Source organism: Asticcacaulis sp., assembly GCF_035497195.1.
GTDB lineage: Bacteria > Pseudomonadota > Alphaproteobacteria > Caulobacterales > Caulobacteraceae > Asticcacaulis.
The window spans coordinates 12,627-29,143 of the sequence record NZ_DATJDZ010000027.1 but is presented as its reverse complement, the minus strand read 5'-3'; the positions used below and the strand labels follow the sequence as shown (position 1 = coordinate 29,143).

Here is a 16,517-nt window from a genome sequence, read left to right as displayed (position 1 = left end):
TGACGATACTTTTTATCCGGAAATTGAATGTTGTTTGAGAGGATACCATAACCGCAAAGAGGATGTGATGGTTATGGCCTGTATAAACAACTCCACAAAAGTCAGTTTGCTTGCACTGTTTACCATCACGGCTGCTTTTGGTGCCGGTTCGACCGCCGCCGCCGATCGCCCCGCCGCCCAAATCGCCTTTTTGCCCGCCGGACGGCAGATCGCCGCACCGACAGCCTTTCTTGAGATGTGCGCGCGTTCGCCCGAGGATTGTCAGCAGTCCGCCCGGCCCGAAGCGGCGCGCATCGTTTCCCTGGCCCGGCAGGCCCTTGTCGAGAAATACGAACTGGCCTTCACGCACCTGACCACGACCGCCACACGTGACCCCATGCCGGGCGCCGTTGATGCGCCGCAATGGCCGCGCCTTACCGGCAACCGCCCGACCGACGCCATGCCGCGCTCAGCAGCCACGCCCGACTATGTACGCATTGATCTGGACGCCCCCGCTATGGCGACGCTCAAGGCGGTCAATAACCGCGTCAACCGCCGCCTGATCGCTGATACCGATGCCCGCGTCTACCAAACCAATGATTACTGGGAGGCCCCCGCCCTGACGCGCGGGGCGCGCGGGGACTGCGAGGACTTCGCGCTGGTCAAGCGCCGCCTGCTGATCGCGCAAGGCATTCCCGCCGCCGCCCTCAGCCTGGCCATCGTGCGCACCCGTTATAACGAAGACCACGCCGTTCTGGTGGTCGCCACAAAGCAAGGCGACTTCGTTCTCGACAACCTCGCCTTCAAGGTCAGGCCGTGGCAAACGACCGGTTATGGCTGGGTATCGCGCCAGGCGCCGGGTGACGATCTCGGCTGGGTGTCGCTTGCGCCGGTTCCGGCGCCCATCATGCGTATGGCCTACAACCACTAAATCTGTTATTCCGGTGTCCATGACCCAGACGATGTTATGGACGCAATCCTTGAGATATGGCCCTGCCGGGGCGGCGCTGGCCGTCGCCCTGCTTGGTTCTGTGGCGGCCTTGCAGTTCGCCCTGCCGGACGCCATGCCGGCCCTGCTGCCATTTTCCGAATCCTTCTACGCCCACACCCTGGCCGCGGCCGATGACGACCGGCGCATAGATCTGGCGCGCAAGACAGTGAACACCGCCCCCGGCCGCGCCGAAAACTGGCTGCTGCTGGCCTCTGCCTATCAGCAAAAAGACGAAGCTCTGTCCGGCCGCGTGCTGGCCACCCTGCGTCGTTCCTATGCGGTCGGCCCGCTGTCACCGGACGCCCACGACTGGCGATTGGCTTATATTTTCTCCAACTGGAGCGTCATGCCGGCCGATCTGAAGACATCGGCGATGGCGGAAGCTGAAGCCTATGCCACGCGTTATGCCGGATATATCTATATCAAGGGACTCGCGCCGACCCTCAGCGACAACGAAGGCCGCGTGGCCCTGGGGCTGGTGGCCCTGACACACTACCGCACCAGAGAGAGCGCCCGCCGCGTGGCCGAGTACCGGGCAATGCAGGCGAATTTCACGCAGTAATACCGTGCGATCGTCTCAGAGTCCCCCCAGAGCGCCCTGAGACGATAGCTTCGCCGCCCATGCCGCCCCCTATTCCCCCCGGAATCCTGACGACTCGGACCGCACAGCCGCACGGAAGCCCGTTATGCACAGACTTTAGCTGGTAGTCACACACCATTTACGGATCGCGCCTACGTTTCAGCTCCGGTATTGCTACACTTAAAAAGCGTGGTTATCAACAATAAGCGATCACAGTTTGCGTCTTTTTTTTTGGACCGGGGTTATACCTCGGCGCCACGCCCCGGCACGGCGTTCAGCAGGCTTTGCAGATGATCGAGATAATCGTAAAAGGCGTCACGGCCGGATACGGTCAGCTTGGCGATGGTGCGCGGCTTGCCAGCCGACATGGTTTTGTCGAGCTGGATATAGCCGGCGTCATCGAGCTTTCTCAGGTGCTGCGACAGGTTGCCGTCGCTGATACGGATTTCTCCGCGCAAGGTGACGAAATCGGCCTTGCCGACCGTTGACAGGAAGGCCAGGATTGCCAGGCGGGCGCGGCCGTGGATGACCTCTTCCAGGCTTTCGTGGGCGAACAGGCTCATGTGGTCCTCATCTTGGGTTGGGCGCGCCATTCGGCACGCAGCAGAACAAGACCGGGCGCCGTCATGAAACAGACGGTTGAGGCGGTCATAATAACGTAGCGATCGATCGGGCTATCGAGCACGAACATGGCGCAGGCGGTCAGCATCCAGCCGCCGGCCATGCCCAGAAGCCAGGACTGGTTGCTCGACGTCGCCATCACCGCCAGCACGAGACTGAAAACAATGGCGAGAAAAGCCATGGTGATATGTGGTTCGGAAACCCGTGTCCACTGACTGCCCAGCAGGAAGACGAAAATGCCGATGCCGGCGAATACCCAGGTCGTCGAGATCGACTGGCTGCGCCACGACCGGAAAAAGTAGCGGCGCTTGCTGAAATGCGAGATCAGGAAGGCGCCGCCGCAGCCGAGAAGGATGGTGCCCCAGCCAATCGGCAGATCGGCCGGCAACAGGTTGGCGGCGATCAAAGCTTTCAGCGCATTGGCGATGGCCAGAACCACACCCCACCACGCCATGATGGCGCCGCCGGCGATCGCCAGGGTATCCCCCCGGCTGACCAGTTCGCGCAGGCTGTGCAGTTCCTCGCCGAGATAGCCGGCTTCTTCCGGATCGAGACGCGGAAGCAGGGAGTGTACCTGACGATCTGGCATGTGATGTTTTTCCGGCATTCCGGCTGAGCATCCTTGTTAAACCGTCAAGAGTAGAGCCATTTGACGCGTAAATCCACTGGGAATCTTGTCGCACCCGGTAGTCCGGCTATCCGGCGCTCGTCCAGGTGGTGACGCCTTCCACCAGCAGATTGCAGACCATCGGGCGGGCGGTGGTTTTTTCCGCGATGATCGTTTGCAGGTATGGCCGGACATCAGGATCGACAATGAACATGGCGAAGCCGCCACCGCCGGCGCCCGACAGTTTTCCCGCCTTTGCGCCATTGCGCATGACGACATCGAACAGCGCCTCGACCTCCGGCGTGCTCACCGTCGCCGCCGTGCGCTTCTTGGCTTCCCAGCCACTGCGCAGAATATCGGCGACCCGATCTATGCTGCCGAAGAGCAGGGCCTCCTTCATTTCCCCGGCCTCGATCTTGAGTTGATGCATCGCTTCCAGCGACGCACCGCCGGCCGTCACCGATTGGGACTGAGAGGAAATGATCGCCGCCGACTCGCGCGACTGGCCGGTAAAGGTGAGCAGGATGGAGGATTCCAGCTCATTATGGACATGCGGCCTGATGCGCAGCGGATTGACGACCACGCGCTCATCGGCGGAAAATTCCATGAAGTTGAAGCCGCCGAAAGTCGCGGCATACTGATCCTGCCTGCCGCCCGCCAAACCGAGATCGGCGCGCTCGATATCATAGGCCAGCCGCGCCATGTCGTATTCGCCAAGCGGGATGAACAGGAGTTCGCAGAACGCCGCCACAAGCGCCACCACTAGGGCCGAGGATGACCCCAGGCCCGATCCCTGTGGTGCGTCAACATGGGTGGTGACCGTAACCGCCAAAGGCCTGCCTTCGGTATATTGCGCGATCATGCGGTTATAGACCCCGCGATGGAGCTTTAGGCGCGAATCGTCAGGTACCCGCTGCCCGGCGGGAAAGGCTTCCTGGCAACCGAGATCGACCGAATTAAATACGACCTGGCCGTCGTCGCGCGGCGTCAGACTGGCATAGGCGTATTTGTTGATCGTGACATTGAGAATGGCGCCGCCATAGGAGTCACAATAGGGTGAAACGTCCGTGCCGCCGCCGGCCAGACCGAGCCGCAACGGCGCCCGCGACCTGATGATCTTTTTCTTCATGCCGCCTCTTTAACCAGACCCCGCCGCTCCCGTCACCCCAAAAAGCTAAGATAGCAGCGCCTTGGCGGCCTCGGCGGCCTTTTTGACATCCTGGGCGCGCGACAAGGGGGCAACCAGGATTCCGGAAGGCGTTGAAATAACCATGATATCGCTAAGGCCGATTACCGCCACCACCGGACCGGCATCATTGCGGATCAGGCAGTTTTCGGCATCGATGAGGATAGCGGCACCCTTGACGTGGTTGGCGCTGGTGTCTTTTTCACCCAGCCGCCACAATTCCGCGAAACCACCGACATCGGCCCAGCCGATATCACACGGAATCACCGCCGAACGACGGGTGTTTTCCATGACGGCGTAGTCGATCGAAATAGACGGCACCTGGCAGAACGCTTCTTCATCGAGATTGATGATCACGCCGTCGCGCCGTGCCCTTTTATAGGCGTCGACGCACGCCGCCAGCACTTCGGGCGCATAGAGGCTCAGTTCTTCAAGCATGACCTCCGGCGAAAACAGGAATATGCCGGCGTTCCAGTCATGGCGTCCGCCCTCAACATATGTCGTCGCCGTTGCCAGATCGGGCTTTTCCCAGAATTTTTTGATTTCGAAAATGCCAGCGCTCAAAGCCGCGCCGCGTTCGATATAACCGAAGCCGGTTTCGGGATGGGCCGGCGTAATGCCGAAAGTGACGATGCGTGATTTCGCGGTTTCGACGGCGGCCATTACCGCTTCGTGGAACGCTTGCGGCTTGCTGATGACGTGATCGGCCGGCACCAGAAGCACCAGCGCGTCCGGATCGCTTTCCTGCCCACTCAAGGCCGCCATCGCGGCGACAGCGGCGGTATTGCGGCCGAACGGTTCGAGGATCACCGCCTGCGGGGCCTTGTTGATCTGGCCCAATTGCGACACCACCAGATCGCAATGTCCGCGCCCGCAGATCGCCACCGGTGCCAGATATTCGTCGCCGACCAGTCGCAGCGCCGTTTCCTGGATCATGCTGTTGGCTGTCGCCAGCGCATGAAATTGCTTCGGCGCCGCGGGGGTCGATAACGGCCACAGCCGCGTACCGGAACCGCCGGACATGATAACAGGTATAATTTTAGTAGACATTTATTCGTCCTCACTCCCCACACAGGCAGTCTATAGTCTTTTCCATCGCCTGCCGGGGCGTATTTTTTCGATGCCGTGGCCGTTGCGTACATATAAAGAGACGGCAGGTAAACATGCAGCCTTGGCAAACAAATAAGTATTTTTGAAATATTTAACTTGCCGCCACCTGCAAACCCAACTGTATTTTTACGCGTTTTTGCCTTAAGCCCTGAACCCGCTCCATATTGACCTCATTTTGTGAGACCCGACCTCATGTCCACGCTCGCCAATACCCTTGCCGGCAAACAGCAATCCCTGCGCCAGTGGCTGTTCGATCACGCCCTGCCCCTGTGGTGGGATATCGGCGGCGACAAGGAAAAGGGCGGTTTTTACGAGAAGATCAATCTCGACGGCAAACCGGACGATATCGACCGCCGTACCCGCGTGGCCGCCCGTCAGGTCTTTTCCTATGCCCTGGCCAAACGCATGGGCTATTCGGGCGACACGGACGGCCCGATCGACCAGGGCCTGAAATGGCTCTCCGGTCCGGCGCACAATCCGGAAACGGGAATGCTCTACGCCACTTTGAAGCCGGATGGTTCGGTGGTGCGCGGCGAGTTCGACTTCTACGATCACGCCTTTGCCATGCTGGCCTATGCAAGCGCCTGGCGCGTCCGCCCGGATGACAAATCCCTGGAAGCGGCGGGTGTCGCCATCCGCGACAAGATCCTCGCCGACTATTCCCATCCGGTGCGCGGCTTCGAGGAAGCCAATCCGCGCACCCTGCCGCTCAAGGCCAATCCGCATATGCACATGTTCGAGGCCTGTCTGGCGTGGATCGAGGCCGGCGGCGACGACAAGTGGCGCGAAATCGCCGGCGAGATCGCCGACTTGTGCGTCGAGAAGTTCCTGCATCCGGAAACCGGCGCCCTGCGCGAATTCTTCGACGGCGACTGGAATGTCATGCCGGGCGAGGCTGGCCGAATCGTTGAGCCGGGCCACCAGTTCGAATGGGCCTGGCTGTTCCTGCGCTGGGCGGAAATGACCGGCAAGGACAGCTACGTGAAAACGGCCCGGCGCCTGATCGACATCGCCGAGGTGGCGGGCACCGACCCCAAACGCAATGTGACGATGTTCGAGCTATGGGACGACTTCACCGTCAAGGACGCCAAGGCCCGCCTGTGGTCGCAGACCGAGCGCATGAAGGCGTTTACCGCCCTGTCCCTGTCAGCGAAAACGGACGCTGAAAAGGAAGCCGCCATCGCCAGCCTGATCCTGGCGACCTCCGGCCTGCAACTTTACCTCAGTACCGAGATTGAGGGATTATATCGTGATCGCATGAAACCCGATGGCACGTTCGAGATCGAACCGGCGCCCGCCAGTTCGCTGTACCATATCATCTGCGCCATCGACGAGGTGAGTTCGGTCAAGCTCTGACTTCGGCAGCCTCACAATTCGCTCTTTTCCTGAGAGCGCTTCCATTGTAGCGTCCGCCCAACGATAAAATAATCATCGAGGGAGCTACCATGAAACACCTGCCCGTTACGAGTCTGCTTACTGCGTCCCTGCTCGCCTGTGTGTCCACGTCCGCGCTGGCAGACGTGCAGCCGTGGGCCGATACCTCCAAGCCCGCCGACCAGCGCGCCGCCGCCGCCGTGGCCGCCATGACGCTCGATGAAAAGCTCGGGCTCGTCATGGGCTATACCGACCCCGAACAACTGATGAAGGAGCCGGACGATATCGTCTCGGCCGCCATCAAGGCCGATGTGGCGGCCAACCATATCAAGGGGTCTGCGGGTTATATCGCCGGCATCCCGCGCCTCGGTATTCCGGCGCAATGGCAGACCGACGCCTCGATCGGCGTGCGCGTCACCGGCATGGAGCGCACCGCCCTGCCCTCATCGCTGGCCACCGCCGCCTCGTTCGATCCGAAAATCACCGAGATGGGCGGCATCATGATCGCCACCGAGGCGCGGGCTTCCGGTTTTAATATCTTTCTGGCCGGCGGCGGCAACCTGGCGCGTGAACCGCGCAATGGCCGTAATTTTGAATATACCGGCGAAGATCCCCTGCTGACCGGACGCATGACTGGCGGCCTGATCAACGGCATCCAGTCGCAGCATATGGTCTCGACCATGAAGCACTGGGCGGTCAATGATCAGGAAAGCCAGCGCACCACAGTTGACGCCACCATCTCGAAGCCGGCCATGCGCCAGTCCGATCTTCTGGCTTTCGAAATGATCTATGACCTGTCCAATCCCGGCTCGGTCATGTGCTCCTACAATCTGGTCAATGGCGACTGGGCTTGCGAGAACGACTATCTCAATAACCGGGTGCTCAAGCAGGACTGGGGCTTCAAAGGCTATGTCATGTCCGACTGGGGCGCCGTCCACTCCTCGGCAAAAGCCGCCAATGCCGGTCTCGACCAGTTCACCGGCTATCCGTGCTGCGGTCATCACGGCGCCTTCTTCTCGGCCAAGACGCTGAAAGCCGATATCGCCAGCGGCGCCATTCCCATGTCGCGCATCGACGACATGGCCGAACGCATCCTGTGGCCGCTGTTCGCCAAGGGCGTGGTCGATAATCCGGTGAAAGTCGGCCCGATCGATTTCGAGGCCGACGCCAATGTGTCGCAGAAGGCCGCCGAAGCCTCGCTGGTCCTCCTGAAGAATGACGCCATAGATGGAAAAAGCCTGCTGCCTCTGGCCGGCGTGAAATCCATCGCCATAATCGGTGGCCATGCCGACAAGGGCGTGATGGCCGGCGGCGGTTCCTCAGGCGTCACGCCGGTCGGCGGTAATGCCGTGCCGGGATTGGAGCCGAAAACCTGGCCGGGGCCGGTCGTCTTCATGCCGTCCTCCCCGGTCGAGGCGCTGAAGGCCGCCAAGCCCGATGCTAGCATTACCTATATCAGCGGTGATAATATCAAGCAGGCGGCGGCCCTGGCGAAGAAGAGCGAGGTCGCCATCGTCTTCGTGACGCAGTGGATGGGCGAAGGTCTCGACAATCCGCTTGAACTGCCCGGCAATCAGGATGCGCTGGTGGCCGCCGTGGTCAAGGCCAATCCGAAAACCATTGTGGTGGTCGAATCGGGCGGCGCCATCCTGATGCCGTGGGCAGGTAAGGTGCCCGCCATCCTGGAAGCCTTCTATCCCGGTGCGCGCGGCGGCCAGGCCATCGCCAATATCCTGACTGGCCAGGTCAATCCCTCCGGCCACCTACCGATCAGTTTCCCGGCCTCCAATGCACAACTGGCCCACGCCGAAATTCCCGGTTTCCACAAGCCGGATGGCATCAGGGTCGGCATCACCTATGACGAAGGCGCGGCCATCGGCTACAAATGGTATGACGTAAAGGGCTACACACCGTTGTTCGCCTTCGGCCACGGCCTTTCCTACACCACTTTCGCCGTTTCCGCCCCAAAAGCCGCGCTTGACGGTTCCGATCTGGTCGTTGGCGGCACCGTGCAAAACAGCGGCGGCGTGGCGGGCGCCGCGGTGATGCAGGTCTATGTTTCCCCGACCGACTGGCAGGCCGCCGGCTGGGAAGCGCCCAAGCGCCTCGTCGCCTTCCACAAGGCCGACCTGACGCCCGGAGGCAGCGCCGCCTTCAGCCAGAAGGTCGATCCGAAGCTGCTGGCGACCTATGACGAAGCCACCGATAGCTGGGTGATCAAGGGCGGCGTTTATCATGTCCGGCTCGGCCAGGCCTCCGACGACCTGCCGCAAAGCGTCGACATCACCTTGCCCGATAGCCGCTGGAGCGCCGTTCATTAATTAAGTACATTTGAAACCAGATTGACCGCAAAGGCGGCTTGTGGGAACGTGGCGCCAATAATGCCACATATAAGCAGATAATCGGCCCGCGCGCACGATGGCAAGTCTGCTAGATATCTCAGGATATCGTCCGCAAGAAAGAGCCTTCATATGACTTCAGCCCCCAAAACACCGTGGGCTTTGAGCGTCACCGATCTGTTCACCATCGGTATCGGCCCCTCCAGTTCGCATACGGTGGGGCCGATGCGGGCGGCGGTGCATTTCGCCGAGCAGGCCGCCAGCTATGGTCCGCCCTCGCGGGTCGTCTGCCAGCTTTACGGCTCTCTGGCCCTGACCGGCAAGGGCCACGCCACCGACACCGCCATTCTGGTCGGGTTATCCGGCTGGTTGCCGGATCGTATCGATCCGGAAGAGATCACGCCGCTGGTCACCGAAATCCGCGCGACGCAAAGCCTGAAACTGGCCGGTCTTTACGATATCGTCTTCGATCCGCAGACCGACCTGCACTTCATGATGGGCGAGTTCCTGCCCGAACATTCCAACGGCATGGTGTTCGAGGCGACCTATCCGCACGGCAAACCGCTCACCGCCACCTATTTCTCCATCGGCGGCGGGGCGATCACCGGCGACACCGTGGTCGCCAATTCGAGCAATATCGCCCTGCCCTACGCCTATAAATCCGGTGAGGAACTGCTGGCGATCTGCGTGGCTGAAAACCTGTCGATCGCCGGGGTGGTGGCGCGCAATGAACTGGCCTTTCGCGCCGAGGCCGAGACCCACGCCTTCATCGACCAGGTGCGCGACGCCATGATGGCCAGCATCGAGTGTGGCTGCGCCAAGGACGGCATCCTTCCCGGCGGACTGAACGTCAAGCGCCGCGCCAAGGCCATGCGCGACACCCTGATGGCGCGTGGTCCGCGCATCGATCCGTCGCATATCTTCGAGTGGGTCAGCCTGTACGCTCTTGCGGTCAACGAGGAAAACGCCGCCGGCGGCCGCGTGGTCACAGCCCCGACCAATGGCGCGGCCGGCGTTTTGCCGGCGGTGATCAAATATTATGAGACCTTTGTGCCCGGCGCCACGAAAGAAGGTTCACGCACCCTGCTGATGACGGCAGCGGCGATCGGCTTTCTCTACAAGACCAATGCCTCGATCTCGGCGGCCGAAATGGGCTGCCAGGGCGAGGTCGGCGTCGCCTGCTCCATGGCTGCGGCGGGACTATGCGCGGCGCTCGGCGGCACGCCCGGACAGATCGAGAACGCCGCGGAGATCGGCATGGAGCACAATCTCGGTCTGACCTGCGATCCGATCGGCGGGCTCGTCCAGGTGCCGTGCATCGAGCGCAATACCATGGGCGCCATCAAGGCGATCAACGCCACCTATCTTGCGCTCAATGGCGACGGCCATCACATCGTCTCATTGGATGCGGTGATCGAGACCATGCGCCAGACCGGCGAGGACATGCGCGCCAAATATAAGGAAACGAGCCTCGGCGGTTTAGCGGTCAATGTGGTGGAGTGCTGATACGATGATCACCACGGAACGACAACTTATATACCAAGTATTGGTAGTTGACACGATAGCTATTAGCCTTCTTGAAGGAGCGTGAACCTCAAGACGCACCAGCCGCAAAGCGCGCCTTCCAGGAATCGATGTCGGTATCGTCTAATTGACGCTGCGTAGTCCGGGCTTGTCGGCTTCATAGTCGTGGCCCACGCAGCTTGCGTGCTGTAGGCTTGGGCGGCTGGGGACCATACCGCGCCACGTCCCGCTCAGCCTCCCGCACGCGCTGGCTGACCATGGATGTGCTGATACCCTGCCACTCGGCAATCTCGGCAACCGTCAGGCCATCGACATGGTGCAGAAGCCATATCGCCCGCACCTTAGGCGCCATTCGCCTGGTCGCTTCGTAGAACTGCGTCACATAGGTCGCCGGAGTAGAACGATTGTCATCCTCATACGTCTGGCAATAATCGTCCGCGAGTATCAAGGGCAGGAGCATCATCCGGGGATCAATTACCGGGTTTCCCTCCTCTGCCTGCATGATGTCCCTTTCTGTCAGGCACAGCGCGGCGCCCAAACCCCGCTCGTACATGCCAACTTTTACCCGCCATGTCCTGATACGCTCGCCGTAATTCTCATTGGCAGCATGTCGGGCTTCAATTTCGGCAGGCCGATTGCCGGGATGAGGCGCGGTCTCGTCGTTGGCATGTTTAGCGAGGCGCATCCGAACCGTCTTGATGCGCCGAAGTATCTGATTACGGCAAAGGTCCATGATCGCTTGCCACCTGTGTCCGATCTTTTTGTCTATCCGGTTGGCTTGGGCAATCGCGTAAAGTTCGAGCGTTTGCCAATTCGTCAACTTTCCAGCGCAGATAGCCTCAGTGGCTTTCCGATAATCTTCCGGATCGAAACCACGTAGTTTACGGGTCTCAGGGTCGTCTGGCTTACGACCGGACATGCGCGAGATAAGCACATCCTCAATCTGCTTGAACCGTTCACCAAAGGTGTAGGCGCAATCGTCATTCCAGTCATGGACGAGGAAATAGAGGTTGATCAACTCGCCGTCCGGCATGTCCCGCTGGAATAGTTTTTCGATGATCGCGAGTTGCCGTTGTCCATAGCCAGGCGGTGGGCCATCTACATCTGGCAGCTCATCAATGAGGCGCTTGTCAGGCTTGCGTTTCATCGGAGCCTCCCTGGTCATGCGCCTCGACCCGCCGCACCAGTTCAGCGCGCTTCCAATCTTCCAAAGATCTCCAGTGCCGATCTTCGGGCGGCGCAGGCAATGGCTTCATACGACGCAAGATTTGCGCCCGGCACAGATCCGCCACAGGCATCCAGGGCGAATCCGATTCGCAATCCCAAGCAATACGGTAGATCGTCAGCAAGTTTTTGTTGGAAAGCCGCCCGGTCAGGACGGCCGCGAGCGCCTGCGCGTGGTGGTCAGGATAGTCGAATCCTTCCACCGGCTGAATTTGCGCCAGGTCCGGGCTGCCCTGGTCGATTCGTTGTTGCAGCATCTCGGTTATGGGATCGAGGATTTCGTCAAAAATCTCATCGTCAGGCCCGGCGCCGCAATTGTGTACAAGGACGTAGAGGTCGAGCAATTTAGCGTCCGACAATTCAGATTCGAAGGCATCCTCGGCCACCCGCAAAACTTGGCGCAGAGACACGTAGTCATCAGCATCAGCATCACCATCCTCAGCCTCGTCTGCCTCGTCACTGGCTTCCGGTTCCGTGTTCAAGGACGCTGGCGGCTTGGGTGCCGCCACCCGGCGCAGGATTTCTTCGCGGCACTGGGCTGCGACCCGACCCCATCGCGCTTGCATCGGTTCGGCCTCGCGTAGATAGGCGGTTTCAGATGCCTGGATGAACAGGGTCAGGAGTCCGCCGTTGTCCATTTTGGCTATGGAGTTGAGGGCGTGGCGAAACATTTTGGGTTGCCAGTCTGTGTCCGGGTCTCGCCAGCCGAGATGATCTGTCTCAAGATTGCCGTCCAGCAATTGCATGAGTTCGGCACCAGCCTCATCACGGAGTTGGTCCCAATGACCGGGCCGAGGGGCGGCATGGCCTTCGTTCTCGGCCTCGTGCTGGTCCGCCAGCAGCAACAGATCCAGTAGTCGCTCCGGCGAAGGGGACGACGCCAGTACGTGGCCGGCAACGTCAAACTGGCCGGTCATGTACCCGGCCGGCAGGAGATGTGAAATGGCGTTCATGGCCGCACCACCCCACCCTTCCGGACCATACCGGAAATCGGGTCGATAAAGAACGGAACGCGGACCCTGAGCGCAATCGGAAGCACCGCCAGCATATCGGCGCGGAACGGAATTTCGCCGCGCTCGTATTTGCGGATGTCGTCCTTGGTGAGCGCCAGCTGGGCGGCAAGGCCTCTTTTGGTAAGGCCCAAATGCTTACGGCGTTGCTTCATCAGCCCGCCAAGGCGGATATCTACGGCATTACGTCCGGCAATCGTTACACAAGCATCGGCTGCACGATGCACTATTTTACGAATACGCATGTCTAACCCCTTCTGCAAGTCGAAGACGCCAAGCGGGTTAGCCGCCTGGTGAGCTTCGAGTCCTGGTGATCGGGGAGTTAGTAAACCGCTGTAAGACGGTCCCTATGGCCTTCGGACGAGCCTATTGCATACGCCATAGGCTCCTATGATGTAGTTGCGCCCCCAACCTAGCCTGGATGAGATAAGGTGGCAGGCGTCATTTCATTTGGAGGACGCTATGCCAGGTTTAGTGGATTACTATGTGGGGCTCGATGTTTCGCAGAAGATGACGTCGATCTGCGTAATCGATCATGATGGAAAACAGATCGTTGAGGGGAAGAGCTCAACCCACCCTCTCGATATCCGAGGTTGGTTGGGAAATCGGATCGAGGATGGAAAATTATTGAAGATTGGGCTTGAAGCCGGAACGATGAGTAGCTGGCTTTATTCGGGTCTCGTCCGATTTGGCTTTGAAGTTGTCTGCATGGAAACTTTCCAGGCGCACCGCTTCCTCGCGACCTATCGCAATAAGACTGACAAGAACGACGCGCGAGGCTTGGCGCAACTCTTGCGGATGGGTGGAGAAGACTTCCTTCGAGTTGTCAAAATTCGGTCCCAGGCGTCGCAGGAAACACGCGTCCTATTGGCCATGCGTGACCACTTGGTCACTCAAAAGGTAAGCTTGGAAAATCACATTTCAGGCGTTCTGAAGCCTTTCGGGGTCATAGTCGAGCGAGGTTCGGTAGTTCCTGAAACCTTCTTTAAGCGCACTATCGATGCACTTGATCAAGCCGAACGTAATGGGGTTCACGTCAAAGAGTTCGTAATGCCTTCATTGCAGCTCTACGAGCAGGCCGCCGCCAAGATCGTGCCGCTAACAGCTCGGATCGAGGAGATCGCCGGCAGCATCGAGATGGTTCGGCGCTTTATGGATATCCCGGGCGTGGGCCCGGTTACTGCCCTTTCTGTCTATGCGGCCATAGATGACCCGCACAGGTTTCAAAAGTCGTCAGACGTGGCCGCCTACTTTGGCCTGACACCCAAGCAATTCCAGTCAGGAGAGTTCAACATGATGGGTGCAATCTCTCGCCGTGGAGATCCAGCTACGCGGCGAACCCTGGTGATCGCGGCCACCGTTTTGCTCAGCGTGTCGCAGGAGTGGACTACGCTCAAGGCTTGGGGTGTCAGGCTGGCTAAGCGAATAGGCTTCTCGAAAGCCCGTATTGCCGTCGCCCGAAAGCTTGTAATTATCATGCATCGCATGTGGGTCGACAATGACCGATTCCGGCCAAAGGTCATCAGCTCCGACGAGCGAATAAAGCTCAAGCAGGAACTGGCGCCTCAGCCCTCGAAATTAAGCGCCGTCAAACGGATCGTCGTCGCTTAAACGGAAACCCCGGTGAGATCTGAAGCCGGGGGTCTTGCAGCAAGACGGCAGATGGGTGAGTGACGTTTGGTCGGGTGGTCGGCGGCGCATTCGTGTTCCGCATAGAGGCCGCGGCTCCTATTGGTCCCGCCTGTTTGTTCCTTGATTGAACATCATAATGTAGCCGTCGCCAGCCCATAGGACGACGTGACTACGGAGAGACTAATGATCTCGCTTGCAAGGCAAAAAAATGGAAACTATCGATGACGGGACAACCGGCAAACGCGAAACTGTGTCCGAAGCCTTCAATGTCAATTACAGAAAATACAACAAATCAGGCACTTATTTGATGTTGACAGGGAACGCAACTAGAGACCCGACCAAATAGGGTCAAAGGAGATCGTGCCGGAAATGGCCGGCATCAAACCACTTACAGAACGGGCTTACTACGGCCCCAGAGACGCATGTGCTGCCTCCGTCGGCAACTATATGGCGAAACGGTAAAATGATCTAGTCAGAAAAATCCGTCTCGATCACGAAATAAAAAATGGACTTCTCGGGCTGACCTGGTGGCGTGGACTGCTCCCGCTCCCGGCATCTAAGTGCCATAGTGTGGCTGTCAAAGGTCACAACATTGGCGAGCCGTCCACCCATCAGGTCAACGCGGATAGCCTTATTGCGTGACACTGTTCAGAAATTTGCAAAGAGCCTCTTGGCGCTTAATGGCGTTTAGACAGGACACTAACTTAGTAAAGAGGTGATCGGGTATTAATCCAAATTAATTCTGCGGGCCCGTTCAAACGCATAACCTGTCTGAAGCAACAGCGCTTCGCTCCATTTCGGACCGATAAAGCTCAGGCCCACCGGCAGGGCCTGCACCGCGCCCATCGGCACGGTCAGGTGGGGATAGCCGGAAGTGGCCGGCAATTGTGTCGCCGAGGGGCCATTATACTGGTCGCCATAAATGAGGTCTGACAACCACGCCGGGCCATAGGTCGGGGCGATCAGCACCGTTACCTTGTTTGTTGCCAGCAGGCCGTCAATCCGCGCCGCCGAGGCGTTTCTGGCGAGATAGGCGGCGGACACATAGGCCGAATCATCGAGCCCTTTTGTCTGTTCGGCTTGCTCGAAGAGTTCCTGCCCAAAGTATGACATTTCCTGCGCGGCATTGGCCTTATTGAAGGCAATGACATCGGCCAGGGTGCGCGTTTTCACCGCCGTGGGGGTAGAGGCCAGATAGGCGTTCAGGTCGGCCTTGAGTTCGGTCATCATGACGGTCATTTCGGCATCGCCCAGTCCCTTGACCGAGCTGTCCTTGATATCGACCAGTACGGCGCCCTGATCGGTCAGGGCTTTCAGCGCCGTCTCGAAGACGGCATTGGTCTTGGCGTCGCTGCTGATATCGCGCAACACGCCGATACGAACGCCTTTCAGGCTGTAGTCTGTCAGTCCAGCGGCGTAATCGGTCTTGTGCGCGTCGGCCTCAGCGGTTGCCTTATCGGCCGGATCGCTGCCGGCCATCACGGTCAGCATGGCGGCGACATCGGCCACGGAATGCCCCATTGGTCCCGGCGTATCCTGTGAATGCGAGATCGGCACCACATAGGTGCGCGACACAAGCCCGACAGTTGGTTTCAGCCCGACCAGCCCGTTCATCGATGACGGACAGGTGACGCTGCCGTCGGTTTCAGTGCCGACCGCCAGGGGCGCCAGGCCAGCCGCCACAGCGGCGCCGGAACCGGACGATGAGCCGCAGGCGGTGCGGGCGTGATCGATCGCATTGGCCGTCAGCCCGCCGACGCCACTCCAGCCGCTGACCGACCGGGTGGAACGGATATTGGCCCATTCCGACAGGTTGGCCTTGCCGAGGATGATGGCGCCGCCGGCGCGCAAGTTAGCCACCACCGGCGCATCGCGGTGCGTGATATTGGCCGCCAGGGCCATGGAGCCGGCCGTCGTCGGCATGATGTCCGCCGTCTCGATATTGTCCTTGATCAGGACGGGAATGCCCATGAGGGGGCCGAGGGTCTTGCCGGCCTTGCGCGCTTCATCGGACTCCTTGGCGCGTTTCAGGGCATCTGGGTTGACGGTGATGACGGCGTGGAGGTCTGCGTTCTTGGCCTTGATCTGGTCGAGTGCGGCCTGGGTGAGGTCGGCGGAGGTGTATTTTCCGGCCTTCATATGCGCCTGGATGTCGGCGACGGGGGCTGTCAGGTCCGCCTTCGCCTGATCATAGGCAGACGGCGCGCGGTTCGGCATCTGGCAGGCGCTGAGGACCAGCACCACGGACATACCGGCGATCAGATGACGAATGGACATGCTTTGCCTCCCCTGAGAAAGCGGAAGTTAGCTACAGATTTGCGAAGGTGACAAGTGAAACCG

14 protein-coding genes are annotated in these 16,517 nt (G+C 59.8%); 6 read left to right on the top strand and 8 right to left on the bottom strand.

Translation table 11 applies throughout. The annotated features are described in order from the left end of the window. Positions 1-106: 106 nt before the first annotated feature. Together VL130_RS16020 and VL130_RS16015 are read left to right on the top strand one after the other, a co-directional pair. Positions 107-910, top strand: a complete 804-nt coding sequence (locus VL130_RS16020) for a transglutaminase-like cysteine peptidase (RefSeq protein WP_325364336.1) — start codon at positions 107-109, stop codon at positions 908-910. 19 nt (positions 911-929) lie between these two features. Further along, positions 930-1,532 (top strand): hypothetical protein, encoded by a 603-nt coding sequence (locus VL130_RS16015; protein ID WP_325364334.1) that lies wholly within the window; start codon positions 930-932, stop codon positions 1,530-1,532. A 260-nt stretch (positions 1,533-1,792) separates the two neighbouring features. On the opposite strand, the gene VL130_RS16010 is transcribed toward VL130_RS16015, so the two are convergent. The 4 genes from VL130_RS16010 to VL130_RS15995 all read right to left on the bottom strand — a co-directional run bounded on the left by VL130_RS16010 (position 1,793) and on the right by VL130_RS15995 (position 5,014). After that, complete coding sequence (locus tag VL130_RS16010) at positions 1,793-2,113, bottom strand: transcriptional regulator (RefSeq protein ID WP_325364332.1); 321 nt, start codon at positions 2,111-2,113, stop codon at positions 1,793-1,795. Further along, the gene (locus VL130_RS16005) at positions 2,110-2,760 is read right to left on the bottom strand and encodes a hypothetical protein (RefSeq protein ID WP_325364330.1); all 651 of its coding nucleotides are present in this window, start codon (positions 2,758-2,760) and stop codon (positions 2,110-2,112) included. The genes VL130_RS16010 and VL130_RS16005 overlap by 4 nt, the downstream gene beginning before the upstream one ends. A 106-nt stretch (positions 2,761-2,866) precedes the next feature. Beyond that, positions 2,867-3,907, bottom strand: a complete 1,041-nt coding sequence (locus tag VL130_RS16000) for a dehydrogenase (protein WP_325364328.1) — start codon at positions 3,905-3,907, stop codon at positions 2,867-2,869. A 45-nt stretch (positions 3,908-3,952) separates the two neighbouring features. Beyond that, a complete protein-coding gene (locus VL130_RS15995; RefSeq protein WP_325364326.1) occupies positions 3,953-5,014 on the bottom strand; it encodes a mannose-1-phosphate guanylyltransferase/mannose-6-phosphate isomerase in 1,062 nt (353 codons plus the stop codon). A gap of 252 nt (positions 5,015-5,266) precedes the next feature. Here VL130_RS15995 and VL130_RS15990 point away from each other — a divergent pair, with 252 nt between their 5' ends. The 3 genes from VL130_RS15990 to VL130_RS15980 all read left to right on the top strand — a co-directional run bounded on the left by VL130_RS15990 (position 5,267) and on the right by VL130_RS15980 (position 10,293). Beyond that, the gene (locus VL130_RS15990) at positions 5,267-6,430 is read left to right on the top strand and encodes an AGE family epimerase/isomerase (RefSeq protein WP_325364324.1); all 1,164 of its coding nucleotides are present in this window, start codon (positions 5,267-5,269) and stop codon (positions 6,428-6,430) included. Between the two features lie 89 nt (positions 6,431-6,519). After that, complete coding sequence (locus VL130_RS15985; protein WP_325364322.1) at positions 6,520-8,769, top strand: glycoside hydrolase family 3 C-terminal domain-containing protein; 2,250 nt, start codon at positions 6,520-6,522, stop codon at positions 8,767-8,769. A gap of 150 nt (positions 8,770-8,919) precedes the next feature. Next, positions 8,920-10,293 (top strand): L-serine ammonia-lyase, encoded by a 1,374-nt coding sequence (locus VL130_RS15980; RefSeq protein WP_325364320.1) that lies wholly within the window; start codon positions 8,920-8,922, stop codon positions 10,291-10,293. A 175-nt stretch (positions 10,294-10,468) separates the two neighbouring features. Here VL130_RS15980 and VL130_RS15975 read toward each other — a convergent pair whose 3' ends face one another. The 3 genes from VL130_RS15975 to VL130_RS15965 are packed head-to-tail and all read right to left on the bottom strand — an operon-like array spanning position 10,469 to position 12,790. Then, positions 10,469-11,458, bottom strand: a complete 990-nt coding sequence (locus tag VL130_RS15975; RefSeq protein ID WP_325364318.1) for a sigma-70 region 4 domain-containing protein — start codon at positions 11,456-11,458, stop codon at positions 10,469-10,471. Next, positions 11,442-12,488 carry a hypothetical protein gene (locus VL130_RS15970; RefSeq protein ID WP_325364316.1) on the bottom strand — a complete coding sequence of 349 codons (1,047 nt, stop codon included), beginning with the start codon at positions 12,486-12,488 and terminating at the stop codon, positions 11,442-11,444. Before VL130_RS15970 ends, VL130_RS15975 begins: the two co-directional genes overlap by 17 nt. Next, on the bottom strand, positions 12,485-12,790 hold the full coding sequence (locus VL130_RS15965) for a helix-turn-helix transcriptional regulator (protein ID WP_325364314.1): 306 nt from the start codon (positions 12,788-12,790) through the stop codon (positions 12,485-12,487). The genes VL130_RS15970 and VL130_RS15965 overlap by 4 nt, the downstream gene beginning before the upstream one ends. A 217-nt stretch (positions 12,791-13,007) precedes the next feature. Here VL130_RS15965 and VL130_RS15960 point away from each other — a divergent pair, with 217 nt between their 5' ends. Then, complete coding sequence (locus VL130_RS15960) at positions 13,008-14,156, top strand: IS110 family transposase (RefSeq protein ID WP_325364312.1); 1,149 nt, start codon at positions 13,008-13,010, stop codon at positions 14,154-14,156. Between the two features lie 747 nt (positions 14,157-14,903). Here VL130_RS15960 and VL130_RS15955 read toward each other — a convergent pair. Next, positions 14,904-16,454: an amidase gene (locus tag VL130_RS15955; RefSeq protein ID WP_325364310.1), complete on the bottom strand. Its 1,551-nt coding sequence runs from the start codon at positions 16,452-16,454 to the stop codon at positions 14,904-14,906. Positions 16,455-16,517: the final 63 nt, after the last annotated feature.